This window comes from Nonomuraea sp. NPDC048916 (assembly GCF_040649575.1).
In the GTDB taxonomy this organism is placed as follows: Bacteria; Actinomycetota; Actinomycetes; order Streptosporangiales; family Streptosporangiaceae; genus Nonomuraea.
Window position 1 is genome coordinate 183,224 of sequence record NZ_JBEZFS010000010.1, and the last position, 25,141, is coordinate 208,364.

General features: G+C 69.8%; 22 protein-coding genes. 14 read left to right on the forward strand and 8 right to left on the reverse strand.

Translation table 11 applies throughout. The features are described from left to right. Window positions 1-28 precede the first annotated feature (28 nt). Window positions 29-1,027 carry a hypothetical protein gene (locus tag AB0C16_RS12780; RefSeq protein ID WP_357681941.1) on the reverse strand — a complete coding sequence of 333 codons (999 nt, stop codon included), beginning with the start codon at window positions 1,025-1,027 and terminating at the stop codon, window positions 29-31. A 332-nt stretch (window positions 1,028-1,359) separates the two neighbouring features. On the opposite strand from AB0C16_RS12780, the gene AB0C16_RS12785 reads away from it, so the two are divergent. Then, window positions 1,360-1,701 (forward strand): hypothetical protein, encoded by a 342-nt coding sequence (locus tag AB0C16_RS12785; RefSeq protein WP_357681943.1) that lies wholly within the window; start codon window positions 1,360-1,362, stop codon window positions 1,699-1,701. Here the strand turns inward: AB0C16_RS12785 and AB0C16_RS12790 are convergent. Then, window positions 1,667-2,806 carry a saccharopine dehydrogenase NADP-binding domain-containing protein gene (locus AB0C16_RS12790; protein WP_357681945.1) on the reverse strand — a complete coding sequence of 380 codons (1,140 nt, stop codon included), beginning with the start codon at window positions 2,804-2,806 and terminating at the stop codon, window positions 1,667-1,669. The genes AB0C16_RS12785 and AB0C16_RS12790 overlap by 35 nt on opposite strands. Before the next feature lie 173 nt (window positions 2,807-2,979). Between AB0C16_RS12790 and AB0C16_RS12795 the strand changes: the two genes are divergently transcribed. Then, window positions 2,980-5,052 carry a serine/threonine-protein kinase gene (locus AB0C16_RS12795; RefSeq protein WP_357681947.1) on the forward strand — a complete coding sequence of 691 codons (2,073 nt, stop codon included), beginning with the start codon at window positions 2,980-2,982 and terminating at the stop codon, window positions 5,050-5,052. A 54-nt stretch (window positions 5,053-5,106) separates the two neighbouring features. Continuing rightward, the gene (locus AB0C16_RS12800; protein ID WP_357681949.1) at window positions 5,107-6,081 is read left to right on the forward strand and encodes a malate dehydrogenase; all 975 of its coding nucleotides are present in this window, start codon (window positions 5,107-5,109) and stop codon (window positions 6,079-6,081) included. A 137-nt stretch (window positions 6,082-6,218) separates the two neighbouring features. Here the strand turns inward: AB0C16_RS12800 and AB0C16_RS12805 are convergent, their stop codons facing one another. Both AB0C16_RS12805 and galE read right to left on the reverse strand, forming a co-directional pair. Then, a complete protein-coding gene (locus tag AB0C16_RS12805) occupies window positions 6,219-6,347 on the reverse strand; it encodes a hypothetical protein (protein ID WP_357681951.1) in 129 nt (42 codons plus the stop codon). Window positions 6,348-6,415: 68 nt separating this feature from the next. Continuing rightward, on the reverse strand, window positions 6,416-7,363 hold the full coding sequence (galE, locus tag AB0C16_RS12810) for a UDP-glucose 4-epimerase GalE (RefSeq protein WP_357681953.1): 948 nt from the start codon (window positions 7,361-7,363) through the stop codon (window positions 6,416-6,418). 86 nt (window positions 7,364-7,449) lie between these two features. On the opposite strand from galE, the gene AB0C16_RS12815 reads away from it, so the two are divergent. The 3 genes from AB0C16_RS12815 to AB0C16_RS12825 all read left to right on the forward strand — a co-directional run bounded on the left by AB0C16_RS12815 (window position 7,450) and on the right by AB0C16_RS12825 (window position 10,928). Beyond that, entirely contained in the window at window positions 7,450-8,763 is a 1,314-nt protein-coding gene (locus AB0C16_RS12815; RefSeq protein ID WP_357681955.1) for a hemolysin family protein, read from the forward strand. 14 nt (window positions 8,764-8,777) lie between these two features. After that, complete coding sequence (gene trpS, locus AB0C16_RS12820; protein WP_357681957.1) at window positions 8,778-9,779, forward strand: tryptophan--tRNA ligase; 1,002 nt, start codon at window positions 8,778-8,780, stop codon at window positions 9,777-9,779. A 159-nt stretch (window positions 9,780-9,938) separates the two neighbouring features. Then, window positions 9,939-10,928 (forward strand): YhjD/YihY/BrkB family envelope integrity protein, encoded by a 990-nt coding sequence (locus AB0C16_RS12825; RefSeq protein WP_357681959.1) that lies wholly within the window; start codon window positions 9,939-9,941, stop codon window positions 10,926-10,928. Here AB0C16_RS12825 and AB0C16_RS12830 read toward each other — a convergent pair. Further along, complete coding sequence (locus tag AB0C16_RS12830; RefSeq protein WP_357681961.1) at window positions 10,917-12,020, reverse strand: D-alanyl-D-alanine carboxypeptidase; 1,104 nt, start codon at window positions 12,018-12,020, stop codon at window positions 10,917-10,919. The genes AB0C16_RS12825 and AB0C16_RS12830 overlap by 12 nt on opposite strands. A 78-nt stretch (window positions 12,021-12,098) precedes the next feature. On the opposite strand from AB0C16_RS12830, the gene AB0C16_RS12835 reads away from it, so the two are divergent. Further along, window positions 12,099-12,308: a hypothetical protein gene (locus AB0C16_RS12835; protein WP_357681963.1), complete on the forward strand. Its 210-nt coding sequence runs from the start codon at window positions 12,099-12,101 to the stop codon at window positions 12,306-12,308. Here AB0C16_RS12835 and AB0C16_RS12840 read toward each other — a convergent pair. Next, a complete protein-coding gene (locus tag AB0C16_RS12840; protein WP_357681965.1) occupies window positions 12,268-13,632 on the reverse strand; it encodes a peptide ligase PGM1-related protein in 1,365 nt (454 codons plus the stop codon). The two genes, AB0C16_RS12835 and AB0C16_RS12840, sit on opposite strands and share 41 nt — an antisense overlap. A gap of 562 nt (window positions 13,633-14,194) precedes the next feature. Between AB0C16_RS12840 and AB0C16_RS12845 the strand changes: the two genes are divergently transcribed. After that, window positions 14,195-15,427, forward strand: coding sequence for an amidohydrolase (locus AB0C16_RS12845; protein ID WP_357681967.1), 1,233 nt, complete (start codon window positions 14,195-14,197; stop codon window positions 15,425-15,427). A 40-nt stretch (window positions 15,428-15,467) separates the two neighbouring features. Here AB0C16_RS12845 and AB0C16_RS12850 read toward each other — a convergent pair whose 3' ends face one another. After that, entirely contained in the window at window positions 15,468-17,351 is a 1,884-nt protein-coding gene (locus AB0C16_RS12850) for a Xaa-Pro dipeptidyl-peptidase (RefSeq protein ID WP_357681969.1), read from the reverse strand. A 287-nt stretch (window positions 17,352-17,638) separates the two neighbouring features. Here AB0C16_RS12850 and AB0C16_RS12855 point away from each other — a divergent pair, with 287 nt between their 5' ends. From AB0C16_RS12855 to AB0C16_RS12880, 6 genes are all read left to right on the forward strand, one after another. After that, window positions 17,639-18,709, forward strand: coding sequence for a BMP family ABC transporter substrate-binding protein (locus AB0C16_RS12855; RefSeq protein WP_357681971.1), 1,071 nt, complete (start codon window positions 17,639-17,641; stop codon window positions 18,707-18,709). Between the two features lie 83 nt (window positions 18,710-18,792). Continuing rightward, window positions 18,793-20,400, forward strand: coding sequence for an ABC transporter ATP-binding protein (locus tag AB0C16_RS12860; protein WP_357681973.1), 1,608 nt, complete (start codon window positions 18,793-18,795; stop codon window positions 20,398-20,400). Beyond that, the gene (locus tag AB0C16_RS12865; RefSeq protein WP_357681975.1) at window positions 20,400-21,539 is read left to right on the forward strand and encodes an ABC transporter permease; all 1,140 of its coding nucleotides are present in this window, start codon (window positions 20,400-20,402) and stop codon (window positions 21,537-21,539) included. The genes AB0C16_RS12860 and AB0C16_RS12865 overlap by 1 nt, the downstream gene beginning before the upstream one ends. Then, on the forward strand, window positions 21,536-22,831 hold the full coding sequence (locus AB0C16_RS12870) for an ABC transporter permease (protein WP_357681977.1): 1,296 nt from the start codon (window positions 21,536-21,538) through the stop codon (window positions 22,829-22,831). Before AB0C16_RS12865 ends, AB0C16_RS12870 begins: the two co-directional genes overlap by 4 nt. Then, window positions 22,831-23,226, forward strand: coding sequence for a cytidine deaminase (locus AB0C16_RS12875; RefSeq protein ID WP_357681979.1), 396 nt, complete (start codon window positions 22,831-22,833; stop codon window positions 23,224-23,226). Before AB0C16_RS12870 ends, AB0C16_RS12875 begins: the two co-directional genes overlap by 1 nt. After that, the gene (locus AB0C16_RS12880; protein ID WP_357681981.1) at window positions 23,226-24,500 is read left to right on the forward strand and encodes a thymidine phosphorylase; all 1,275 of its coding nucleotides are present in this window, start codon (window positions 23,226-23,228) and stop codon (window positions 24,498-24,500) included. The genes AB0C16_RS12875 and AB0C16_RS12880 overlap by 1 nt, the downstream gene beginning before the upstream one ends. A gap of 116 nt (window positions 24,501-24,616) precedes the next feature. Here AB0C16_RS12880 and AB0C16_RS12885 read toward each other — a convergent pair whose 3' ends face one another. After that, window positions 24,617-25,003 (reverse strand): MarR family transcriptional regulator, encoded by a 387-nt coding sequence (locus AB0C16_RS12885; RefSeq protein ID WP_357681983.1) that lies wholly within the window; start codon window positions 25,001-25,003, stop codon window positions 24,617-24,619. Window positions 25,004-25,141: the final 138 nt, after the last annotated feature.

A 25,141-nucleotide genomic window follows, 5' to 3' on the forward strand; every position in this document is an offset into this window, starting at 1 on the left:
GCGACGACGGCGTAGAGCCATGGGCTCCTCATGAGCCCTCGCCGGACGGGACCCTGCCGAACACCGGGTTCCGGAGGTCGTCGGGGATGTCCCTGACCCGCCGGCTCTTACCCGTGGCCGGATCGACGAGGTGGTAGGCGCCTTTCTCCGAGTCGTCCGGGGCGATCCTGACCAGCAGGCGGCCCTCCTCGTCCCAGCCCAGCGGTTCGGGGGTGTCGTGGTGCGCAGGGAGGCGCAGGCGGGCGCGCCCGCGGACCTCGCCCGTGCCGGGATCCATGGTCACGATCTCGTCGAGCGCGACGATCGCCAGCGTGCGCCCGTCGGGGGACGGCCGCGCGCTCAGGGTGGGGTCGAAGGGCACGCGGGTCCGGATGCCGCCATGGCGGTCGAACGTGACGAGCTCGGTGTCGGGCGAGCCGGCCAGCGCGCGACGCCCGGTCGTGGCCACGCCGCCGCCGTCCGGGCCGAGGCCGAGGACATGGCGCACGCCCGGGAGGAGCGATCGGGTGTCGGTGCGGGTGTCGATCAGCTCGACGCCGGTGGCCGTGGTGAGGCTCACGTGGCGGCCGTCGTAGGAGAGGGTGGGCTCGGGTACGGCCTTGTCGGCCAGAGGGCCGGTCAGGTGCTGCGCCCGCGCGGTGGACAGGCTGGAAGTACTGCCGGGTGAGCCACGTGGTGCCGACGGCACAGGAGATCGCGGCCGCCGGCCACCACAGGAAAGTGAGCCCCGGAGGGGCGAGCCGATGCCGAGGGGACGGCGCCCCCGCGCCCTGGACCGGGCGAATCCGATTTCGGCCGCCATTGCGCCGAGGAGCCATCCGGCGACAGGGAAGTAGGGGCTGAGGAAAAACGTGTCCTGCGTGATGGTGGCGAAGCAGAAAGCCAGTCCCGCTGCCGCGCCCAGCCAGCGGGATCGGCGCGTCACCTGCAGATAACGCAGGATCCGGTCGCCGTTGAAAACGCTGAAATCCACCAGGTGGCGATGGGCGAACCGGTCCGCGACCGCGCGGTCCATTGGTGTGTTCACACTTGACAACGCGAGCGGAACGGCGAATGTCAAGCAGGCCAGGAACGCGATTACTAACAAGAATATGCTTTCGTCACGCCGGAAAAAGTAGCAGAATTCGGAAACGCGGGGCGGAGGGCGAGTGATCCGGGATGACGTGTGGGAGCGGCTCGACACCAAGGCGGGCATGGCCTCCGGTCGTGACGTCCGGCGCATGGTCAAGGTGCTGTGCGTGCTCGTGATCGTCACACTCCTCGCGGGAGCCGGCCGCTCGAGCGGCGTGATCGTACCCCGCCTGTCACCTAGGCGGAGGCGGTGGTGGCTGGTCCTGGACCAGCGACGAGAACGGCGGAATGGGGCAGGCGCGTGCCGAAGCGCGAATGGGCTTCGTCAACGACGGGTGGCTCCCCATCACGGTCACCGGGGTCGGCGTCCGGGCCGACGGCTTCACGCTCGACTCGGTGACCGTCGACCGCGGCGGCCGATTCCCCTACTCGATTCCGGCCGGCGGACGGCTCGACCTGACTTTTGGCCTTGACATCACCGACTGTGATGTCGCCGGCTCGGAGATCGCTCCTATCGTGGTCGAGGTCGATCGCTGGTGGGGGGTCACGGCCGTCACCGCCGCCGTGGACGAGATCGGGCGACCCTGGCAGGAATTCACGATCGGGTCGCTGTGCGGGTCCGGAATCTGATGCCCGCCCGGTCGAGGCGGTCGATGAGGTGCGTGCCCATGGCGCTCGCCGTGGTGAGCTGGCCCGCCCGCTCGGGGACGTCGTCGAAGGCCAGGCAGAGAGCCGACTCGGCGAGCATCTTGGCGGTCTCGTCGTAGCCCGGGTCGCCGCCCGTGACCTCGGTGATGACGCGGTCGCCCCCGCCCTCGCCGAGGAAGGTGACGTTGAACCAGCTCTTCGCGCGCTGCTCCGGCGAGGGCCCCTCACCCGGCTGGAGGCGGCTCATCAGCCAGTCGCGGGCCGGGGGGAGCTGGGCCAGCGTGACCAGCGCGCCGGCCCCCACCACGGCCGAGATCGCGGCCGGGAGACGCCTGACCGCGTAGTACTGGCGGTACTCGAAATCGGGGCCGTACCTGTCGAGGAGGCGGGCCGAGTAGCCGACGACCTGAGGGTCGAGGCTGGGCATCGGCAGCGCCCAGCCGCCCACGTAGCGCAGGCCGCCCGCCCGGGAGCTGATCCTGCGCCCCCGGGGCCCGGGCTCGGCCGAGCGGCGCTGGGTGCCCGCCGCGATCATCTGGAGCGGGCGGGAGAAGATCGTCAGGCCCGAGTGCAGGGTGCCGCCGGACATTCGCAGGCTGGCCCGCAGGAAGCCGCTGATCCTGAGCGGGACTCCCTCGGGCAACTGGTTGACCGTGTAGAGCACGCCGAGGTCGTAGGGGATGGAGTCGAAGCCGCACGCGTGAACGATCTTGGCGCCGGTCCGCTGGGCCATGGCGTGGTAGCGGACGTGGACGCGGTCCACGAACTCGGGCTCTCCGGTGAGGTCGAGGTAGTGTGTGCCCGCCTCCGCGCAGGCGGCCACCAGCGGCTCGCCGTACTTGAGGTAGGGGCCGACGGTCGTGACGACGACGCGGGCCTGACGCGCGACCTCGGCCAGCGAGGCCGGGTCGGTGGCGTCGGCGACCAGGATCGGCGCGTCGATTCCGAGACCTTCCAGCTTGGCGCGGTTGCGGCCGGCGAGTGCCCACCGCACCTCCGGCCCGGCGTTTTTCGCCAGGTAGGCGGCGGTAAGGGCACCGGTGAACCCGCTCGCTCCGAACAGCACGATGTCATATGCGCGGTCCATTTTTCTGAAGCTCCTCGCGATGCGTGGTTCTGGCGAAATGGGAGGTGTGCGTCATCATTCTTGACAGGCGGGCAACAAAACGTGACGTCACGAACGGTTAACAGTTCACTGATGACTTCCTGGGCGTCGTAAAGTTTGCCTGGTCGGGCAATGTGCACATGTGGGGAATACGAATGCCGCAGATCTCGCCGCTGGTTGCCGGCGACCCCGGCGAGCTGGGGTCGTTCAGGCTGTCCGGACGGATCGGGGAGGGCGGTCAGGGCATCGTCTACCTGGGCGTCAACGAGCAGGGCGAGCAGGCCGCCATCAAGCTGTTGCACATCAAGTTCAGCGGTGACACCATCGCCAGGTCGCGCTTCGCCCGCGAGCTGAAGGCGGCGCAGCGGGTGGCGTCGTTCTGCACGGCCCGGGTCATCGAGGCCGACCTCGACGGTGACACGCCGTACATCGCCAGCGAGTACATCGACGGGCGGGCGCTGCGCGACATCGTCGACGACGACGGGCCGCTGCGGGGCACGGCGCTCGACCGGCTGGCGATCGGCACCGCCACCGCGCTCACCGCGATCCACCACGCCTCGATCGTGCACCGCGACTTCAAGCCGGACAACGTGCTGATCGCCGCCGACGGGCCACGGGTGGTCGACTTCGGGATCGCCCGGATCATCGACTCCACCGGGACGATCACCAGCCGGGCGATCGGCACTCCCGCCTACATGGCGCCCGAGCAGATCGCCGGAGACGACATCGGGCCCTACACGGACGTGTTCGCGTGGGGCGCGACCATCGCGTTCGCGGCGAGCGGACAGGTCGCCTTCGAGGGCAACTCGATCGCCGTGGTGCTCAACCGGATCCTCAACCACGAGGTCGACGTCAGCATGATGCCGGAGCCGTTGCGCGGCGTCGTGCGGTCGGCGCTGGCCAAGGCGCCCGACGAGCGGCCCTCCGCCGACCAGATCCTGCTGCGGCTGCTCGGCCAGCCCGAGTCGGCCGGCGCGTCCACCGCCGTGCTCACCCGGGGTGTCCAGGTGGCAAGCGACGACACCACGCCCTTCAAGCGGGTCTCCGCGAGCCGGATCGAACACCGCCCGGCCGGGACGTATTCGCAGGGCACCGGGACGCCTCAGCAAGAGTCCGCGATGTTCTCACAAGATTCCGGAACGTTTCAGCAGGGCTCCGGAATGTCTCACCACGGCTCCGGGACGTCTGGCCAGGGGGTCGAGACGTCCGAGCGGGGCCCGCGGACGGCGGGGGCCGGCGTGTCCGAGGATGCCGGTGGGCCGGTCACCTGGGCGGCGCGCACCGAGGCGGCGGTGACGCCCGGCACGGAGGCCGGGTCCTTGGCGCCGGGGGAGCGGCGGCCCCGTAGGCGGGTGTGGTGGGCAGCCCTGGCCACCACGCTGCTCCTGATCGCCGGCGCCGTGGTCGTGGCCGTGGCCAACGGCTGGCCGCAGCGGGCGTTCGGCGGTGGGCCGCCTCCCGGGGTGACGGACGGCTCGAAGTCGGTCGTGGCGGGCCCGTTCACCAGCGTGGTGGACAAGGTGGCGACCACCGGCAAGCTGGTGATCGGCGTGAAGGGTGACCTGCCGGGCATCGGGTTGGAGCGCAACGGCGGCTTCGAGGGGTTCGACGTCGACCTGGCCAGGCGGATCGCCACCGCGCTGGGCGCCAAGGAGACGGAGTTCGTCAGGGTCTCGCGCGGCGACAGGGCCGAGACGCTGGCGGACGGCAGGGTCGATCTGGTGCTGGCCACCTACTCCATCGACAAGAGCGACGTCGAGTTCGCCGGCCCCTACTACCTGGCCCACCAGGACCTCCTGGTACGCGACGGCGCCGGCGTCGACTCGCTCGCCGACCTCAAGGGCCGCAAGATCTGCGCCCCCGACAGCCCGTCGGTCGGCAGGGTGCAGGCCAGGGTGCGGGTGGAGCCGGTGCCGGCCGGCGACTACGCCCAGTGCATGGACCTTCTGAGGAGCGGCCAGGTCGACGCGGTGCCCGGCGACGACCTCATCCTGGCCGGGTTCGCCGGCCGCGAGAACCTCCGCTACAAGATCCTCGGAGCCAAGCTCACCGACGAGCGATACGCCGTCGGCATCAAGCGGGGCGACGCGAAGACCTGCAAGGCGGTCAAGGCGGTGATCGCCGACCTCTACCGCTCGGGTGCCATGAAACAGCTCCTCACCAGGCAGTTCGCCAAGGTCGACTTCGCTCCGGAGCTGAAGGTGCCCGCGATGGAACCCTGCGGATGACGAGCGGGTAACATCCGAAAGTCAACTGAACATCCCGCGAGTTAGGGGAAGGCCATGGCCACGCCCGTAAAGGTGACCGTCACCGGAGCCGCCGGTCAGATCGGCTACGCGCTGCTGTTCCGCATCGCGTCGGGCCAGCTGCTGGGCGCGAACGTGCCGGTCAAGCTGAGCCTGCTGGAGATCCCCCAGGCGGTGAAGGCTGCCGAGGGCACCGCCATGGAGCTCGACGACTGCGCTTTCCCGCTGCTGTCCGGCATCGAGATCACCGACGACCCCAACGTGGCCTTCGCTGGCGCCAACGTCGCCCTGCTGGTCGGCGCCATGCCGCGCAAGGCCGGCATGGAGCGCGGCGACCTGCTCGGGGCCAACGGCGGCATCTTCGGCCCGCAGGGCAAGGCGATCAACGACCACGCCGCCGACGACATCAGGGTCCTGGTCGTCGGCAACCCCGCCAACACCAACGCGCTGATCGCCCAGCGGAACGCGCCGGACGTCCCGGCCGAGCGCTTCACCGCGATGACCCGCCTCGACCACAACCGCGCGTTGTCGCAGCTCGCCGCCAAGCTGCAGGTTTCGGTCACCGAGATCAAGCACATGACGATCTGGGGCAACCACTCCGCCACGCAGTATCCCGACCTCTACCACGCCGAGGTGGGTGGCAAGGTCGCGGCCGAGCAGGTCGACGGCGAGTGGCTGCGCGACACGTTCATCCCGACCGTGGCCAAGCGCGGCGCCGCCATCATCGAGGCGCGCGGCGCCTCGTCCGCGGCCTCGGCCGCCAACGCCGCGATCGACCACGTCTACGACTGGGTCAACGGCACCGACTGGACCTCCGCCGCGGTGGTCTCCGACGGCTCCTACGGGGTGCCGGAGGGTCTCATCTCGTCGTTCCCGGTGCGCGCGGTGGACGGCAGGTTCGAGATCATCCAGGGCCTCGACATCGACGCCTTCTCCCGCGAGCGCATCGACGCCAGCGTCGGCGAGCTGATCGAGGAGCGCGACGCGGTCAAGTCGCTCGGCCTCATCTAGATCCCGCGCGACCCGGCCGCGAGCCGACCGCGCGATCCGACCCTGAGCCGATCGCACCACCCCGGCCGCGAGCCGATCGCACCACCCCGGCCGCGAGCCGGGCGCACCACCCCGGCCCCGAGCTGACCGTAGACCGGTCAGCCGGGGCTTTCCGTTCCCGGGCAGGGGGCGTGGGGTTCCGCCGCCGGAGCCGGGGTCGGGGTGACGAAGACCACGGCTCCGCCGACGCTCAGGCTGCCCAGCACGACGAGGACGGCGAAGAGCACCTTCGTGACCCTTGGTGAAAAGCTCCTCACATTTGGGTATCAGAGCACATATCGCTGGGCCGTATACCTCATTTGCCGGAAAGCGCTGCCCAGGCATCGGAGACGATGTCCCGCAGCGACGGCCGCTCGGCCTTCCAACCCAGCTCACGCTGGATCTTCGCCGAGGAGGCGACCAGCTCGGCGGGGTCGCCGGCGCGCCGCGGGCCGACGACGGCGGGGATCTCGTGGCCGGTGACCTCGCGGCAGACGGAGATCACCTCCTGGACGGAGAAACCGGCGCCGCTGCCGAGGTTGTAGATCTTGTGCTGCCCCTCGGAGATCGCCTCCAGCGCCAGCAGGTGGGCGCGGGCCAGGTCGGCCACATGGATGTAGTCGCGCACGCACGTTCCGTCGGCCGTGGGGTAGTCGGTGCCGAAGACGCTCACCGACTCACGCGCGCCGGTGGCGACCTTGAGCACGTTGGGGATGAGATGGGTTTCGATCGCGTGCCGTTCGCGGTAGCGGCCGTAGGCCCCGGCCACGTTGAAGTAACGCAGGCTGACGGCCCCGAGCCCGCGCAGTCCGGCGTAGGCGCCGAGCGCGGTGTCGACGGCCAGCTTGGAGGCCCCGTAGGGGTTGGTGGGCCGGGTCGGGTCGGTCTCCAGGATGGGGGAGCGCTCCGGCTCGCCGTAGGTGGCCGCGGTGGAGGAGAACACGATCCGGCGCACGCCCTGCTCGCGCATCGCCTCCAGCAGCGCCAGTGTGCCGCCGAGGTTGTGCGACCAGTAGAGCCCGGGCCGCTCCACCGACTCGCCGACCAGCGACTTGGCCGCGAAGTGCAGCACCGCGTCGACGCCCGCCAGCGTGTCGCCGGGCTCGGTGATCGACCTCTGGACGAACCGCGCCCCCTCCGGCACCGCGTCGGCGTGCCCGGTCGACAGGTCGTCGAGCACGGTCACCTCGTGGCCCGCCTCGACGAGCTGCGCCGCGACGACACTGCCGACGTAGCCGGCACCCCCGGTCACCAGCAGTCTCATGTTCACCCCTGTTGGAATATGTTCGATTTTGTACGGCTTGCCGTTCAGCATACGGGGGAAAGGCGTTGAGTACGCTGCCAACCACCATGTTTGACACCCTCGCGGCCAACATCGCCCTGGTTCTGCTCTTCATTCTGGTCGGCGGTTTCTTCGCGGGCGCCGAGATGGCGATGGTCAGCCTGCGCGAGAGTCAGGTCCGCAAGCTCGCCCAGCACGGCCGCCGGGGAGAGCGGGTGGTCAAGCTCGCCCGCGACCCCAACCGGTTCCTGTCGGCCGTGCAGATCGGGGTGACGGTCGCCACCATGCTGTCGGCCGCGTTCGGCGCCGACCGGCTCGGCATGCAGCTCGCACCCGCGCTGGAGCGGTGGGGAGCGCCGCCCGCGATCGCCGACGTGCTCGCGCTCGTCCTGGTCACGCTGGCGATCTCGTACGTGTCGCTGGTGCTCGGCGAGCTGGCGCCCAAGCGGCTGGCCCGGCAGCGGGCCGAGGGCTTCGCGCTGGTCGTGGCGCCCTTCCTGGACCGGATCGCCGCCCTGTCGCGGCCCATCATCTGGGCGCTGTCGAAGTCGACCGACGGCGTGGTCAGGCTGCTGGGCGGCAACCCGCAGGCCGACACCGAAGAGGTGACCACCGAGGAGCTGCGCGACATGGTGGTCGGCCACACCGACCTCACGGCCGACGAGCGCCACCTGATCGCCGAGGTCTTCGCCGCCGGCAAGCGCCAGCTGCGCGAGGTCATGCTGCCGCGGACCGAGGTGGAGTTCATGGAGGCCGACACCCCGCTGGCCGAGGCGGCGGTGCTGGCGGCGGCGCTGCCCCACTCGCGCTTCCCGGTCTACCGCGAGTCCTACGACGAGGTCATCGGGTTCGTGCACGTGCGCGACCTGCTCGACCCGGTGCTCACCGGCCGCATCGAGCCGATCAGCGAGCTGGTGCCGATCCGGCCGGTCAAGTTCGTGCCGGCCTCCAAACGGGTGCTCACCACCCTGTCGGAGATGCGCGACGAGGGACACCACCTGGCCATCGTGGTCGACGAGTACGGCGGCACGGCCGGCATCGTCACGCTCGAGGACCTGGTCGAGGAGCTGATCGGCGACATCAGGGACGAGTACGACGTGGAGGGCGACACGGTCGTCCTCCCGGCCGGCGAGATCGAGATCGACGGGCTGACCAACCTCAACGACTTCGCCGCCGAGACCGGCATCAAGCTGCCCAGCGGACCGTACGAGACGCTGGGCGGTTTCGTGATGGCGGTGCTCGGGCACGTCCCCGCGGTCGGTGAGAAGGTGGAGGTGCCGGGTTTCGAGCTGACCGTCACCGAGCTCGACGTCCGCCGTATCTCCCGGGTGAGAGTGAAACGCAGACCTGTCGTCGAGTCGGCGTCCGAGCAGGATTGCTGACACAATTAGCTGCTATGGCCAGACCTCGTGTTCTTTCCGGCATCCAGCCCACAGCGGACTCCTTCCACCTGGGCAACTACCTGGGTGCGCTCCGTCAATGGGCTCCGCTGCAGGAGACCCACGACGCCTTCTACTGCGTGGTCGATCTGCACGCGATCACCGTGCCGACCGACCCGGCCGACCTGCGCCGCCGCACCCGCGTGGCCGCCGCGCAGCTCTTCGCCGCCGGGCTCGACCCCGAGCGGTCGACCGTGTTCGTGCAGTCGCACGTGCGCCAGCACACCGAGCTGGCCTGGATCCTGGCCTGCCTGACCGGCATGGGCGAGGCGGCCAGGATGACCCAGTTCAAGGACAAGTCGGCCAAGTTCGGGGAGAACGCCGCCAGCGTCGGGCTCTTCACCTACCCGATTCTGATGGCCGCCGACGTCCTCATCTACCAGGCCAACAGCGTGCCGGTCGGCGCCGACCAGAAGCAGCACCTCGAGCTGACCCGCGACCTGGCCCAGCGCTTCAACCACCGCTTCGGCGACACGTTCACGCTGCCCGAGCCGCACATCCTCAAGGAGGTCGAGAAGATCACCGACCTCCAGGAACCGACGGCCAAGATGTCCAAGTCGTCCTCCAGCCCGGCGGGCATCATCGACGTGCTGGAGCAGCCCGGATCGCTGCGCAAGAAGGTGATGCGCGCGGTCACCGACACCGGCTCCGAGGTGCTGTTCGACGAGGCGAACAAGCCCGGGGTGTCCAACCTGCTGCGCATCCAGTCGGCCCTGACCGGCACGCCGATCCCCGAGCTGGTCACCCGCTACGCGGGCCAGGGCTACGGCACGTTCAAGAAGGACGTGGCCGAGGCGGTGGTCGACGCCTTCACGCCGATCCGCGAGCGTACGGAGAAGCTGCTGTCGGACGAGGCCGAGCTCGACCGCCTGCTGGCCATCGGAGCCGAGCGCGCGAGCGCGGTGGCCGAACAGACCATGATCGAGGTCCGCGACCGGGTCGGCTTCCTGCCCTCCTGACCCTCGGCGGCGCTCGCCCACCACCACGGCGCCCCGGCCCGGACGGCGCGGGACTCGTGTGGCCCGAACCAACGGCGAACCTGTCCCGCGATGGCGGACTTTACCGGCCGGGCCAGGGCAGCAGTCCGGGATGGAGCTGAGAGGCGGCGGGCGAGCGCGATGTCAGGCCTGACCGAGCGGATCGAGGCGGTGAAGGCCAGGGGGCGCCGTCTGGTCGAGAGCTGGCGGGTGCGGCGCCCGTCCGTCGACCACCTGATCAGGACCGTCCAGCGCTACCAGGTCCAGTCCGGCGACCGGCTGGCGGGCGCGGTCACCTACTTCGCGTTCCTGTCGTTCTTCCCGCTGGTCGCGCTGGCCTTCTCGGTGCTCGGCTTCGTCCTGAGCAACGACCAGAACGCCATCGACGCGCTGACCAAGGCCGTCAACGAGCAGTTGCCCGGCATCGCCGGGCAGCTTGACATCAGTGGCATCGCGCAGGCGAAGGCGACCGCCGGGATCATCGGCCTGCTGGGCCTGCTCTACGCCGGGCTGGGCGCCGTCGACGCCCTGCGCGGAGCGTTGCGCGAGATGTCGATGACCACCGTGCCGCCGCTCAACTTCTTCGTCGGCAAGCTGCGCGACCTGGTCTCGCTCGTCCTGCTCGGACTGAGCATGCTCGCCTCGGTGGTGGTCGGCGGATTCGCCACGCAGGCGACGGCGACGGTGGTGAACTTCCTCACCCTCGACGCCACGGCGCTCAACACCGCCGGGCTGTTCCTCGCCGGGCTGGTGGCCGGGCTGGGCGCCGACTGGCTGATCTTCGTGATCGTGCTGGGCTGGGTGGCCCCGCCGGTCGGGTCCTTCCGGTACGTCGCCCGCGGCGCGTTGCTCGGCGCGGTCGGGTTCGGGCTGCTCAAGCAACTGGCCGGGCTGCTGCTGAGCCACACGCTCGGCAACCCGTTGTACGGCACCTTCGCGGTCATCGTGGGCCTGCTGCTCTGGATCAACTTCTCGGCCCGGCTCGTGCTCTACGTCGCCGCCTGGACGGCCACGGCCGGGCTCAGCCCGCCTCCCACGCCCTCGCCGATCCCCTCGAGCGGGTCGCCTCAGGAGGGGGCGCCTCCGGGCAGGTCTCCCTCATCGCCCCCCGGTGAGGCCTCAGCGGCGTGAGCGCTTGCGGCGGATGCCGTACCAGAGCCACATCACCCCGATCAGCAACCCGCCTCCGACCACGGCCGAGCCCACCAGGCGGCTGGCGTCGGTCTGCTGGGAGGCGGCCGGGTCGAGCGCCGGCGCCGCCTTGACCGACGGCGAGGCGGCCGGTGACGCCTTGGCCTGCTGCTTCACCGGCGGCGTGACGGGGAGCGGATCGACCAGCAGGCCGACCGGCGTGATCTTGCTCCGGGCGGCGAAGCCCCAGTCGAGGAGGTCGGCCACCTCGTCCCAGAAGTAGCCCTCGTGCCGCATGATCGTGACGATGATCGTGTGGCCGCCGCGGGAGGCGGCGCCGATGAAGCTGCCCTGCGCCTTCGAGGTCCAGCCGTTCTTGACGCCGATCATGCCCTTGTAGCGCCAGAGCAGCTTGTTGTGGTTGCTGATCTCGTAGTAGTTCTTGGGCGCGGGAAACTTGGCGGTCTTGGTGCTGATATATCGCCGGAAATCAGCATTGGCGAGGCCGGCCCGCGCGATCAGCGCCAGGTCGTAGGCCGAGCTGCTCTGGCCCGGCAGGTCCAGCCCGCTGGGCGTCTTGGCCACGGTGTCGTTCGCCTGGAGGCGCTTGGCCACGGCGTTCATGTCGCGCAGCGTCTTGTCCAGGCCGCCGTTCGTCTCGGCCAGCGCCATCGCGGCGTCGTTGCCGGACGACATCATCAGCGCCTTGAACAGGTCGTCGACCTTGTAGATGGGCTTGGTCGTCAGCCCGACCGCGCTGCCCTCCTGGTTGACCGCGTTCCTGCTCGGCTTGACCGTGACGTTCTTGTCGAGCACGGGGATGAGCGTGAGCGCGGTCAGCGCCTTGAGGGTGCTGGCCGGCAGGAAACGGCCATGCGGGTTCTTCGCCGCGAGCACCTGTCCCGTCTCGGCGTCGGCGATCACGTATGAGGTGGCCTTGGACTTCGGCGGCGCCTTGACGCCGTCGGGGCTGACCAGACCACGGCCGCTCAGCAACTCGCCCCCGACCGGGGTGGCGGGCGAGGCGTGCGCGGCCCCGGTGAGCGCGACCGTCGCGAGAAGTGCCGTGACAGGCACCAGTTTCATCCACATGGCGGGTCTCAGAGTAGCTTCGAGTCATTGCCCATGTGGCGACACATCCCCCGAAGATCCGACCTCGATACTAGAGAGATGGCTATGTCGCGAAAGATCGCCGGATTCCTCATCGTTCTCGGCGTGTTCATGATCTTCGAGTGGATCAATCTTGGGTTTAACCTGGATGACGGCCATGAGACCGGCTTCTACGTGGTGCACGGCATCCTGATCGCCGTCAACGTGGTGCTGGGCGTCGTGCTGGCCGTCATCGGGTGGAAGGGTTTCCGCAGAGCGCGCGGCGAGTGAGCCGGTGCAGCTCGTCGGCCTCCCCGCGGGAGTCGCCGATGGAGGTGAACCCCAGCTTGCCGTGCTCGGGGATGGCGCCGAGCAGGTGGAAGACGTTGCCGGTACGGCTGGCCGGGTCGAACCCGAGCCCGAGCCGCTCCACCATCCGCATCACCTCGCCGGGGGAGCGCCCGCGCAGGCAGGCGGCGGCGCAGTTGTCGGTCGCGGTGTAGTACTTCGGCTGGTCGCCCACCATGAGCAGGCCGGTGTCCGGGTCGTAGGAGGCGCCGGTGGTCAGCAGCGCGGCGCCGAAGGGGTGGGTGGTGCCGCCGATGCGCAGGTTGATCTCGCAGAGCAGCGCGGCGTATCCGGCGTCGGTCTTCATCGCGAAGAAGTCCATCCCGAACAGCCCGACCACGCCCCGTTCCGCCAGGATGCCGGCGATCCGGCCGGCCGAGGCCCCGACCTCGGCCCGGTACTCGGGCGCCGCCGGAAACGTGCAGCCCTGGTAGACGTCGTTGTTGACGCCGCCGAGCACCTGGTCGTGGGTGGCGACCACGTCGTAGTGGCCTCCCGGCGTGATCCGGGCCAGCGCGCTCGGGTAGTAGAGCGGGCGGTGCTCGATGAACTCCTCGACCACGGCGCCGCGCTCGGCGATCTTCGCGGTGAAGCTCTCCCAGGTCTCGCCCTCGGCCGAGAAGCTGGTGCCCGACCGGTCGGTCCTGCTGACGATGGCGTTGCCCAGGCCCGAGTAGCCGTCGTTCAGTTTGATCATGACCCGGTCGCCGGGGAGCGACTCCAGGGCGTCCTCGATCGCGGCCGCCGTACGCACGTCGCCGAACCCCCGGGCCATCGGCACCCCGGCCTCCAGCCCGACCTCGCGGGAGCCGCTCTTGGAGCCGTAATAGGCCAGAGAGGTGGCCGGACCGTAGATGGGGACGTTGAGTGACGAGGCGAGCTCCTCCTCCAGCGTGCTCAGCACGAACGGCACCATCCAGGCGTCGCCGTCGATGGCCGCGCGCACCCGCTCGACCGCGTCGGGACGCGAGAGCAGGGTCCTGGTCAGCGGCTGGGACGCGGGGTCGTCGAGGCTGATCAAGGTGAGCCGCTTGGCGGCGTCCTCCGGATCGGGCAGGAAGCCGAAGTAGTAGTCGACGATGTCCGGATCGATGGGCGCGGAGGAGAGGTAGACCACCTTGACCCCGGGTTCGCGGAGGGTGAGCAAGAGGAAGAGCAGGCGCTCCTCGTAGCATCTGGCTCCGGTGATGCGGCGCAGCTCATCCTGCGGCAGGGAGAGCGAGGGCACGACCACCAGGGTCCCCTCGCTCGGCTCGAAGATGCTCAACCGTGCATACTTCTCCCCGAACGGGATTTTAGTGATCATAGTGCGAGTGAAACACGCATTCTTCTCAAAAGCAGCCATCGCCGCAGTGTGATGACCATGCCGGAAGGTGACAGGATTCGAAATCGCTGAGCACGTTTGGGAGTGGCGTCATCGGGTCACCATCTAATGATCCCTTATGACTATTTCCTGATCAGCTCTGTGCTCACGCACCGTGACGACCTGTGGTTACGGGCATGCCGTCGGCTAACTTTTGGTGTAGTTGTCGGCGAAGTACCTCGCGAGAGCGATAAAGTCGAAGCATCGCCATCGGGCTCACGGCTCACCGCCGCGGGGTCCGGGCTGCGGCGGTTCTCCCACACACAGGAGGCCGAGGACCGCGACCCGTGCAGACGATTCCTGGCACCGGATCCCAGGGATACGGGTTCGATTTTCGTCGGCTGCTGCCCCGATCGGACAGCTGCCACAAGTGAGACCACCGACGGACAAAAAACGATATTTGATGATATGAGCCGCGTGACGGTGGGTAGACGGCGTCGCACGGCATGTGACAGGACGGTGACTGATGCAGGGGCGTGAGCTGCGGGGGGAACTCGACGGGTTCCTGGCGGAGCACGAACAGGAGCTGGTGGCGTTCCGGCGCGACCTGCACATGCATCCTGAGCTGGCCTTCGCCGAATACCGCACGACCCAGCGGATCGCCGAGCGGCTGACCGCCGCCGGCCTGGTGCCGTCGGTGCTGCCGAGGGGCAGCGGAGTCATCTGCGACGTGGGCAGCGGCGACGGTCCCACCATCGCGCTCCGCGCCGACATCGACGCGCTGGCCCTGCCCGACGAGAAGGACGTGTCCTACCGTTCGACCGCCCCCGGCGCCTGCCACGCGTGCGGCCACGACGTGCACACCTCCATTCTGCTCGGCACCTCGATCTTCCTCGCCCAGCAGGCCGCCGCCGGCCTGCTGCCCGGCCGGGTCCGGCTCATCTTCCAGCCCGCCGAGGAGCTGCCCGGCGGCGCGCTGGAGGTCATGGCCCACGGCGGCATCAGCGGCGTCGACCGCATCTTCGGCCTGCACTGCGACCCCCGCGTCGACGTCGGCCAGATCGGGCTCAAGGCCGGTCCCATCACCTCGGCCTGCGACAAGCTGGTCATCAGGGTGACCGGCCCCGGCGGCCACACCGCGCGGCCGCACCTGACGGCCGACCTCGTCTTCGCCCTCGCCAAGATCCTCACCGAGCTCCCCGCCGCCCTGTCCCGCCGCGTCGACCCGCGCAGCTCGCTCAGCCTGGTCTGGGGCAAGGTCGAGGCCGGTTCGGCGGCCAACGCGATCCCCGACGACGGCGTCGCCGAGGGCACGGTCCGCTGCCTCGACGAGAACGCCTGGCACGCCGCGCCCGACCTCATCAAGGCCCTCCTCGAGGCCGTCGCCGGCGCCTACGGCGTCGAGGCCACGATGGAATACACCCGGGGCGTGCCGCCGGTGGTCAACGACGAGATGAGCGTCGAGATGCTGGCGGAGGCGGCCCATCGCGCGCTGGGCGCCGGGTCGGTGGTCCCCACGCAGCAGTCGCTGGGCGGCGAGGACTTCGCCTGGTACCTCGAGTCGATCCCCGGCGCCTTCGCCCGGCTCGGCACCCGGTCGCCGGGCGGGCTGACGCACGACATCCACCAGGGCACCTTCGACGTCGACGAGACCGCGATCGGCATGGGCGTCCGCCTCATGGCCGCCACCGCGCTCACCGCCCTGTGGGAGTCACGGCCGGTCACGGTCACCGAAGAGTCGATCACCACCCCGGCCTAGCGCCGCCCCGGCCCGGTTCCGGGCCAGGGCGGCTCGCGGGTCAGGTCAGCTTGCCGATCGCCACGGGAAGGGTGAGCGACGAGCGCGACGGGGAGACGGTGATCCTGGTCCCCTCCGGATAGCGGAGCGTGTAGTCGCGGTCCGTGGAGATGATCACCAGGCCCAGCTTGTGCCCCTTCTTGAACAGGTAGTCCGTGGGCTGCAGGTCCCAGTCGAAGGAATACTCACGACCCGGCCGCAGGGGCTCGGTCCGGTCCGCGCGCTGCCGGTTGCGGACGTCCAGCCACCCCCTGGTGACGATCTTGTACGGGGTGGTGGCGGTGCCCAGCCGGCGCAGGGCGGTGCAGCCGGTGTCACCAGGGACGCCTTCGCCGTAGCAGAGCGTCTCGCCGGTGGGGACGAGCGTGCCGTTCGCCCGGACGTCCGTGCCGTAGTCGACCAGCAGTGCCGTCAGGTACGGAGACGAGCCGTCCGCCAGGGAGGCCCGGACCGACACCGTGGGCGTGCCCGAGATCCGGACGTCCGCCGGGAGCTCGGGGGTGACGTAGGCCAGCCGGTTGGGGTCGGCGGCGGGGAACGACTGCACCAGGTCCTCGGCCGTGCGCCCCTTCTGGTCGGTGAAGGTCTCCTTGGCGGTGTAGGGCCGGGGGGTCAGGCCGAGCGTCGAGCCCGCGCCGGGCCGCAGGCGGACCGGGGTGGCGCCGGGCACCGGCCAGGAGCGGTACCGGCCCCACTCGCCGGGGCCGATCTCGACGTCGGCCTGCGGCTCGCGCATGACGCCGCTGTCGATCCCGTGCAGCCAGTGGTCGAACCAGCCGTGCAGCTGGCGCAGCCACTCGGCGGTGCGCAGGCTGAAGGGGTTCATGTGGGTGCCCTGGTGCAGCCAGATCTTGCGCGGGACGTTCCGCTTGGAGATGGCGTACCACCACTGGGCGAACTGCTTGGTCTTGACGTTCCAGTCGTTGAGGCCGTGCACCAGGAAGACGCTGGCCTTCACCCTGCGCACGTCGTTGAGGTAGTTGCGGGAGTCCCAGAAGGGGCTGTAGTCACCGGTGATCCGGTCCTGCGACGCCATCAGGTGGTCGATGACCGGCCCGCACACCTGCTGGCCGTCGGCCCGGGTGAGCACGTACTTGGCCAGCACGTCGGCGTCCTCGCCCTGGAAGCCGCCCGGCGCGAGCACGCCGCCGTTGGCCCGGTAGTAGTCGTACCAGGAGGAGATCGCGGCGATCGGCACGATGGTCTCCAGGCCCTCGACCCCGGTCGCGGCGACGGCGTTGGGCAGGGTGCCGTTGTAGGAGACGCCGATCATGCCGACCTTGCCGGACGACCAGGTCGCGGAGACCGGCTCGCCCTCGGGGGTGAAGCCCCTGGCACGGCCGTTCAGCCAGTCGATGGCGGCCTTCGGGCCGGCGGTCTCGTTGCGGTCGCCGGTGGTCGGGCAGCCGGTGGCGCGGCCGCTGCCGAGGTTCTCCACCAGCGCGATCGCGTAGCCGCGCGGCACGAAGTAGTTGTCGTAGTAGCCGTCGAAGGGCTCGGCCGCGAGCTTGTTCGTGGGAGCCGAGCGCAGGGTGGGCAGCGGGTTGCCGTTCGCGTCGACGTCCACCGGGTGGTTGGCGACGTCGTTGCCGCCCGCGTAGTAGGGGCTGGCCTCCATGATCACCGGAACCTTGAGTCCCTGCTCGGTCTCCTTGGGGCGCAGGATGTCCACGGCGACCCGGTCGGGCCGGCCGTCGCCGTCGCTGTCGGTCCCCTCGACCTCGACATAGACGGTCTGCTTGATCGCGTCGGCCCGGGAGAAGACCGGCTGGGTCGCGTGGTCCGCGACGCTGATCGACGGCGCGGCCGCTGTGGCGGGTGTCGTGGTCATGGCCAGTGTGAGGACCGCCGCCATCGGCACTGCCAGCACCTTGCGAGGACGCATGAGATCTCCAGAGGAAATTCCACCTTTGATCGGAATCTCTGCCATGATCGACCGGTCGGCAAGGGCCCGTCCGGTGTCAAATTTGGGCAAAGCTTCCCCATGTGCCGCGAGTCACGCGCTCGTCGATTCAGGTCACGGACGCGAGTGATGTCGATAACGGAGCGGTTTCGACCCTGTGTGCCGGTTTGGTCTGCCCTGGTCAAGCAACTATCTTCCGTGCAGGGTTGCCGTACATTTCTTCGCGCCTGCGATGAAGATTGACGGCGGGGAGACGGAAGGGAGTCGCCTTGCTCAGCAAGCGATTCGGCAGGATGGCCGTCGGCGCGATGGCCGGCACCATGCTCATGGCGGCCGCGGCCTGCGGCGGCAACACGGGTGCGGAGCCCACGACCAGCGCTCAGCCGAGCGGAGACGCCTCCAGCGAGGCGCCGAAGGAGACACTCAAGGTCGGTCTGGCCTTCGACATCGGCGGACGCGGTGACAAGTCCTTCAACGACTCCGCCTACGCCGGCCTGGAGAAGGCGAAGACGGAGCTGGGCGCGGAGATCAAGGAGCTGAGCCCGGCCTCCGACGGTTCCAACCGCGGTGAGCTGCTCCGCCAGCTGGCCGACGCGGGCTACAACCCGATCATCGGCGTCGGCTTCGCCTACGGCGACGACATCAAGAAGACGGCCGAGGAATACCCCGAGATCCAGTTCGCGGTCGTCGACTCGGCCTCCAACGCCGCCAACGTGACCGGCCTGCTGTTCGCCGAGGAGCAGGGCTCCTACCTGGCGGGCGTCGCCGCGGCGACCAAGGCCAAGAGCGGCCACGTCGGCTTCGTCGGCGGGGTCGAGAACGACCTGATCAAGAAGTTCGAGGCCGGTTTCGTGGCCGGCGTCAAGTCGGTCAAGAGCGACGCCAAGATCGACGTGAAGTACCTCACGCCCGACGGTGACTTCAGCGGCTTCAAGGCCCCCGACAAGGGCAAGGTCGCGGCCGAGAAGATGTACCAGGACGGTGCGGAGATCGTCTACCACGCCTCCGGCGACTCCGGCCTCGGCGTGTTCCAGGCGGCGGCCGCGGCCAAGAAGAAGGCCATCGGCGTCGACTCCGACCAGCGCCAGACCATCAAGGAGACCGACCTGCAGTCGGTCATCCTGACCTCGATGCTCAAGCGCGTCGACGTCGGCGTGTTCGAGTACGTCAAGGCCTTCCAGGGCGGCGCCAAGGGCGGCAGCAACGTCATCTACGACCTCAAGGTCGACGGCGTGGGCCTGGCCACCACCGGTGGCGAGATCGACGACATCCAGGACAAGCTCGACGCCGCCAAGAAGGACATCGTCGACGGCAAGATCACGGTTCCGGCCAAGCCGTAACCAGGGCAGGACGTTCGACCGAAGGCCCGGACACCCCGTAGTTCCGGGCCTTCGGTCGTATCCCGCCGGCTCTAGGAGATCTCATGAGCTCGGACCCCCTCGCCACGGCGCGACCCGCCGTGGAGCTGGAGGGCATCACCAAACGCTTCCCCGGCGTCGTCGCCAACCACGACGTCTGCCTCACCGTCGAACCCGGCACGGTGCACGCGATCGTCGGCGAGAACGGCGCGGGCAAGTCCACCCTGATGAAGATCCTGTACGGCATGCAGAAGCCGGACGAGGGCACCATCAAGATCAACGGCGAAGAGGTCGCCTTCCGGACTCCGAGCGACGCCATCGCGGCCGGGATCGGCATGGTCCACCAGCACTTCATGCTGGCCGACAACTTCACCGTGCTGGAGAACATCGTCCTCGGCGCCGAGCCGACGAAGGTCCTCGTCCTCGACTCGGCACGGGCCCGCGAGCGCGTCAAGGAGCTGGCCGCCGGCCACGGCCTGCAGGTCGACCCCGACCGGCTGGTCGAGGACCTCGGCGTCGGCGACCGGCAGCGCGTGGAGATCCTCAAGGTCCTCTACCGCGGTGCCCGCATCCTGATCCTCGACGAGCCGACCGCGGTGCTCGTGCCGCAGGAGGTCGACGAGCTCTTCGAGACCCTCCGGGAGCTCAAGGCCGGTGGGCTGACCGTCATCTTCATCTCGCACAAGCTCGACGAGGTGCTCAGCATCGCCGACGCGATCACCGTGATCCGGCGCGGCACCACGGTCGCCAGCGTCGACCCGCGCGAGGTCACCGCCCGGCAACTGGCCGAGCTCATGGTCGGCAGCGAGCTGCCCACACCGGAGACCCGCGAGTCGACGGTGACCGACGTCGTCCAGCTCAAGGTGTCCGGCCTGACCATGGAGGCCGACGGCTACCGGCCGATCCCGAAGGGCACCCCGGTCTCCGCCTACGCCGATCGGCTCCGCGCCGAGGGCAGACGGCTGCTGCTGGACGACGTGTCGTTCGAGATCCACCGGGGCGAGATCCTCGGCATCGCCGGGGTCGAGGGCAACGGCCAGTCCGAGCTGATCGAGGCGATCATGGGCATGCGCCCCGCCCACGGCGACATCGCGCTCGGCGGCGAGGACCTCGCGTCCTGGTCGACGCTGAAGCGCCGTGAGTCGGGCATCGGCTACATCCCGGAGGACCGCCACCGCCAGGGGCTGCTGCTGGAGGCGTCGCTCTGGGAGAACCGGGTGCTCGGCCACCAGACCAGGCCGCCCGCGCGCAGCGGCATCTGGATCAACCGGCGGGCCGCCAAGGCCGACACCGAGCGCATCGTCAAGAACTACGACGTGCGCACCCCGAGCGTCGACACCCTGGCCCTGGCCCTGTCGGGCGGCAACCAGCAGAAGCTGATCGTCGGCCGCGAGATGAGCAGCGAGCCGAAGTTCCTCATCGCCGCCCACCCCACCAGGGGCGTCGACGTGGGCGCGCAGGCCGCCATCTGGGACCACCTGCGCGACGCCCGGGCCGCCGGCCTGGCCGTGCTGCTGATCTCGGCGGACCTGGACGAGCTGATCGGCCTGTCGGACACGTTGCACGTGATCTACAAGGGGCGGCTCGTCGCCCGGCTCGACCCTTCCGATGTCACGCCCGAGCGCCTGGGCGGCTACATGACCGGTGCCATCACCGGCACTGAGGAGATGTGATGCCCGCAGGGCTCTTCCGGGCGCTGCTGACCGTCGCAGGCGCCGTCGCCGCCATCCTGGTGGCCATCGTCATCTCCAGCGTGGCGATCATCGCCGCGGGCGCCAGCCCCCAGGCCGCGTTCGCCGCGTTCTTCGACTTCGGAGAGACCGAGCGCTCGGTGGTCAACGGCATCACGACCATGATCAACCGGGCGGTGCCGCTGTTCATCGCGGGCCTGGCGGTGGCCGTCGGCTTCCGGATGAACCTCTTCAACATCGGCGTGGAGGGCCAGTACCGGATCGCGGCCATCTGCGCCGCCTACGTCGGCTCGCTGTTCGTGGCGCCCGCTCCGATCCAGATTCTGGTGATCATCGTGGTGGCGGCCGCCGTGGGTGGCCTGTACGCGCTCATCCCGGCCGTGATGAAGGTGACGCGGGGGGTGAACGAGGTCATCTCCACGATCATGCTCAACTACATCGCGATCAACCTGGCCGCCTTCCTCGTCCGCGGGCCCTTCACCGGTCAGCGGACCGAGGGCCAGCTCACCACCAACACGCCGCTGCTGCCCGAGTCGGCCTGGTTCCCCAACCTCAACGTCGTCTTCGAGATGTTCGGGCTGCCCGCGCCCCGTGGTGGCGGGCTGTGGGGATTCCTGGTCGTGGCCATCCTGCTGGGCGTGGCGCTCTGGGTGCTGCTGGAGCGCACCAGGTTCGGCTTCGAAGTCAAGGCCAGCGGCCTCAACCCGTCGGCCGCGCTGGCCTCGGGCGTCAACCCGAAGAAGATGGTCATCTCCGCGATGGTGCTGTCCGGCGCGATCGCGGGGCTGATCGGACTGCCCGAGATCCTCGGCGACAAGCACTCCTTCGGCTCCAACTTCACCCCCGGCCTGGGCTTCCTGGGCATCGCGGTCGCCCTGCTGGGCCGCAACAAGCCCGCCGGCATCGCGGTCGCCGCCCTGCTCTTCGGCTTCCTCGACCGCGCGCAGGGACCACTGCAGTTCGCCAGTGTGCCGCCCTCGGTCATCATGATCATGCAGGGCACGATCGTCCTCCTCGTGGTCATCGCCAACGAGATCACCAGCAGGATCGCGATGCGCCGCGAGGAACGGCGGGCCGCGCAGCAGCTCGGCCGGAACACTCCCGTTGAGGTGGCAGCATGACGACCGTCGCATCGACCAAGGTGCGCAAGTACCATCTGGCGCTCATCGGCGTCGCCATGCTCATCCTGCTGATGTCGCTGGTGCGGATCGTGTCCGGGCAGAATGACATCACGTCCTCCGGCACGTTCGCCGCCGCGCTGATGCTGGCCGTGCCGATCGGCCTGGCCGGTCTCGGCGGCCTGTGGGCCGAGCGGGCCGGCGTGGTCAACATCGGCCTCGAAGGCATGATGGTGCTCGGCACCTGGTTCGCCGGCTGGGCCGGCTACCAGTGGGGCTTCATGGCCGCGCTGCTGGCCGGGCTGATCGCGGGCGCGTTGGGCGGCCTGATCCACGCCGTCGCGACCGTGACGTTCGGCGTCGACCACATCATCAGCGGCGTCGCGATCAACCTGCTCGGCCCCGGTGTCACCCGCTTCCTGTCGGAGGTCCTCTACAAGGAGGGCACCGGCGCCGGTGAGGCGGGCGCCGGCATCACCACCTCGCCCGCGCTGAAGTCGCAGGCGCCGGACCTCAGCCTGCCGCTCCTGTCCTCGGGGCCCGACTGGCTCGGCAGCCTGGAGCGAACACACTGGTTCCTGCTCTCCGACCTCGCGGGCATCCTGCGCGGCCTCACCCACGGCGTGAACGTGCTGGTCATCCTGGCCGTGCTGATGCTCCCGCTGACGTTCTTCGTGCTCTGGCACACGTCCTTCGGACTGCGGCTCCGCTCGGCGGGGGAGAACCCGTGGGCGGCCGAGTCGCTGGGCGTGAACGTCTACCTGATCAAGTACGTCGCGGTCGTCATCTCCGGCGCGTTCGCCGGGCTGGGCGGCGTGTTCCTGGTCTTCGTCACCACCAAATACGTCGAGGGGCAGACGGCGGGGCGCGGGTTCATCGGCCTGGCCGCGATGATCTTCGGCAACTGGCGGCCCGGCGGGCTGGCGGCGGGCGCGGCGCTGTTCGGTTACGCCGACGGCCTGCAACTGCGCAGCTCGGGCGCCGTCACGTCGTTCCTGCTGTTCGGCGCGGTGCTGCTGGTGATCTACATCGGGGTCAAGCTGCGCAGGATGCTGTCGTCCGGCCAGCCCGCCGAGGCCGTGACGAGGGGCGCGAGGGAATACACTCTTGTGGCCGCGGCCGCCGGTGGCTCGGTCGTGCTCATCTGGCTCTGGATGACCGTCGACCGGCTCCCGAACGAGTTCGTCTTCATCACGCCACACGTGCTCACGCTGCTCGTGCTGCTGGTGGCTTCGCAGCGACTGCGGATGCCCAAGGCCGACGGCGCGCGCTATCGCCGGGGGGAACAACACTGATGACCATCGACTGGGACACCCTGCGGGCGGAGGCCGCCGAGGCCATGCGCCACGCCTACGCTCCCTACTCCAAGTTCCCCGTCGGCGCCGCCGCCGTCGTGGACGACGGCCGGATCGTCACCGGCTGCAACGTGGAGAACGCCTCCTACGGGCTGGGCCTGTGCGCCGAGTGCGGCCTGGTCTCCGCGCTCCAGGCGTCGGGCGGCGGCAGGCTGGTGGCCTTCACCTGCGTCGACGGCCACGGCGAGCTGCTGATGCCGTGCGGGCGGTGCCGCCAGCTGCTCTTCGAGTTCGGCGGCGACGACCTGCTGGTGGAGACCGTCGACGGGCCCAAGCGGATGACCGAGATCCTGCCCTACGCGTTCGGCCCCGACGACCTGTCGAAGGGCACGTGATGGACGTCATCGAGGTCATCGTCGCCAAGCGCGACGGCCGGGAGCTGACCGGCGCGCAGATCGACTGGGTGATCGACGCCTACACGCGCGGCGAGGTCGCCGACGAGCAGATGTCCGCGCTGGCCATGGCCATCCTGCTCAACGGCATGAACCGGCGCGAGATCGCCGGCTGGACCCAGGCGATGATCCGCTCCGGCGAGCGCATGGACTGGTCGGCGCTCGACCGGCCGACGGCCGACAAACACTCCACGGGCGGCGTCGGCGACAAGATCACGCTGCCGCTCGCGCCGCTGGTGGCCGCCTGCGGCGCGTACGTGCCGCAGCTGTCGGGCCGCGGGCTCGGCCACACCGGGGGCACGCTCGACAAGCTCGAGTCGATCCCCGGCTGGCGGGCCTCGCTGTCCAACGACGAGATGCTGTCGGTGCTCCGCTCGGCCGGCGCGGTCGTCTGCGCGGCCGGCTCGGGCCTCGCGCCCGCCGACAAGAAGCTGTACGCGCTGCGCGACGTGACCGGCACGGTCGAGTCGATCCCGCTGATCGCGTCGTCCATCATGTCGAAGAAGATCGCCGAGGGCACCGGCTCGCTGGTGCTCGACGTCAAGGTCGGCTCCGGGGCGTTCATGAAGACCGTGGAGCGGGCCCGCGAGCTGGCCGAGACCATGGTCGCGCTCGGCACCGACGCGGGGGTGCGCACGGTCGCGCTGCTCACCGCGATGGACCGGCCGCTCGGCCGGGCCGTGGGCAACGCCCTGGAGGTCGAGGAGTCGGTCGAGGTCCTCGCCGGCGGCGGCCCGTCCGACGTGGTCGAGCTGACCGTACGGCTCGCGCGGGAGATGCTGGAGGCGGCCGGGATCTCCGGCAAGGACCCCGCCGACGCCCTCCGGGACGGCTCGGCCATGGACAGCTGGCGCCGCATGATCACCGCCCAGGGCGGCGACCCCGACGCGATCCTGCCCCGGGCGGCCGAGTCCATGACGATCGAGGCGCCGTCGTCCGGTGTGCTCGGCCGGCTCGACGCCTACGCCGTGGGCCTGGCGGCCTGGCGGCTGGGGGCGGGCCGGGCCCGCAAGGAGGACCCGGTCTCGTTCGGCGCGGGCATCACGCTGCACGCCAAGCCCGGTGACCTGGTGCGCGAAGGGCAGCCGCTGATGACCCTGCACGCCGACGATACGGCCAGGTTCGAGCGGGCGCTCGCCGCGCTGGAGGGTGGCTACGAGGTCGGCCCGGCCGGCCAGGAGCTGCTGCCACTGGTCATCGACCGCATCACCGCCTAGCCTCCCGCTTCGCGCGGCCGGTCCGCTCCGCACGGATGGGTCGCTTCGCGCGGCCGGTCCACTTCGCGTGAATGGGTCGCTTCGCGTGGAGGGGCCGCTGCCGCGATCGGGGCGTGTCAGCGGGTGAGCGCGGTCGTGTCGCCGAACACCTCGGCCAGCACGGCGCGCTGCGTCGGCAGCGCCTCGTGGTAACGGGTGCGGCCCTCGTCGGTGATGCTGACGAAGACGCCGCGCCGGTCGGAGTCGCAGACGCCGCGGGAGACGAGCCCGGCCTTCTCGAGCCGGGCCACCACGCGGGATAGGGCGCTCTGGCTCAGGTGCACCTCGTCGCAGAGCTCCTGCAGCCGCAGCTGCCGGTCGTGGCGGACGATGCGGTCGAGCACCTCGAACTCGCTGGGACCGAGGCCGTGCCGGTCGCCCAGCTCGCGTTCGAGCGCGCACATCGCCTTCGCGTGCGTGGACAGGACGTACTGCCAGGTCCCGACCACAACCTCCTCGTCCATGGCCGGAGATTACCACTTTCCAAAAACTCATGCAATAGCATTTAATGTGATTGCATTAAATGCTATCGCATGTGATTTTCGTCCTCATGCCGGCTTGCCCACTCGCCGGGACGGCACTCGCCCTCCTGCCCGCCGGGC

What these genes read in the sequence shown, in the direction of transcription:
- AB0C16_RS12815 (WP_357681955.1), top strand. Translation starts at nt 7,450, where the DNA reads ATGTTTGACACCCTCGCGGCCAACATCGCCCTGGTTCTGCTCTTCATT.
- AB0C16_RS12790 (WP_357681945.1), bottom strand. Translation starts at nt 2,806, where the DNA reads ATGGACCGCGCATATGACATCGTGCTGTTCGGAGCGAGCGGGTTCACC.
- AB0C16_RS12795 (WP_357681947.1), top strand. Translation starts at nt 2,980, where the DNA reads ATGCCGCAGATCTCGCCGCTGGTTGCCGGCGACCCCGGCGAGCTGGGG.
- AB0C16_RS12875 (WP_357681979.1), top strand. Translation starts at nt 22,831, where the DNA reads ATGACCATCGACTGGGACACCCTGCGGGCGGAGGCCGCCGAGGCCATG.
- AB0C16_RS12885 (WP_357681983.1), bottom strand. Translation starts at nt 25,003, where the DNA reads ATGGACGAGGAGGTTGTGGTCGGGACCTGGCAGTACGTCCTGTCCACG.
- AB0C16_RS12825 (WP_357681959.1), top strand. Translation starts at nt 9,939, where the DNA reads ATGTCAGGCCTGACCGAGCGGATCGAGGCGGTGAAGGCCAGGGGGCGC.
- AB0C16_RS12785 (WP_357681943.1), top strand. Translation starts at nt 1,360, where the DNA reads ATGGGGCAGGCGCGTGCCGAAGCGCGAATGGGCTTCGTCAACGACGGG.
- AB0C16_RS12880 (WP_357681981.1), top strand. Translation starts at nt 23,226, where the DNA reads ATGGACGTCATCGAGGTCATCGTCGCCAAGCGCGACGGCCGGGAGCTG.
- AB0C16_RS12800 (WP_357681949.1), top strand. Translation starts at nt 5,107, where the DNA reads ATGGCCACGCCCGTAAAGGTGACCGTCACCGGAGCCGCCGGTCAGATC.
- AB0C16_RS12830 (WP_357681961.1), bottom strand. Translation starts at nt 12,020, where the DNA reads ATGTGGATGAAACTGGTGCCTGTCACGGCACTTCTCGCGACGGTCGCG.
- trpS (WP_357681957.1), top strand. Translation starts at nt 8,778, where the DNA reads ATGGCCAGACCTCGTGTTCTTTCCGGCATCCAGCCCACAGCGGACTCC.
- AB0C16_RS12865 (WP_357681975.1), top strand. Translation starts at nt 20,400, where the DNA reads ATGCCCGCAGGGCTCTTCCGGGCGCTGCTGACCGTCGCAGGCGCCGTC.
- galE (WP_357681953.1), bottom strand. Translation starts at nt 7,363, where the DNA reads ATGAGACTGCTGGTGACCGGGGGTGCCGGCTACGTCGGCAGTGTCGTC.
- AB0C16_RS12870 (WP_357681977.1), top strand. Translation starts at nt 21,536, where the DNA reads ATGACGACCGTCGCATCGACCAAGGTGCGCAAGTACCATCTGGCGCTC.
- AB0C16_RS12850 (WP_357681969.1), bottom strand. Translation starts at nt 17,351, where the DNA reads ATGCGTCCTCGCAAGGTGCTGGCAGTGCCGATGGCGGCGGTCCTCACA.
- AB0C16_RS12845 (WP_357681967.1), top strand. Translation starts at nt 14,195, where the DNA reads ATGCAGGGGCGTGAGCTGCGGGGGGAACTCGACGGGTTCCTGGCGGAG.
- AB0C16_RS12860 (WP_357681973.1), top strand. Translation starts at nt 18,793, where the DNA reads ATGAGCTCGGACCCCCTCGCCACGGCGCGACCCGCCGTGGAGCTGGAG.
- AB0C16_RS12835 (WP_357681963.1), top strand. Translation starts at nt 12,099, where the DNA reads ATGGCTATGTCGCGAAAGATCGCCGGATTCCTCATCGTTCTCGGCGTG.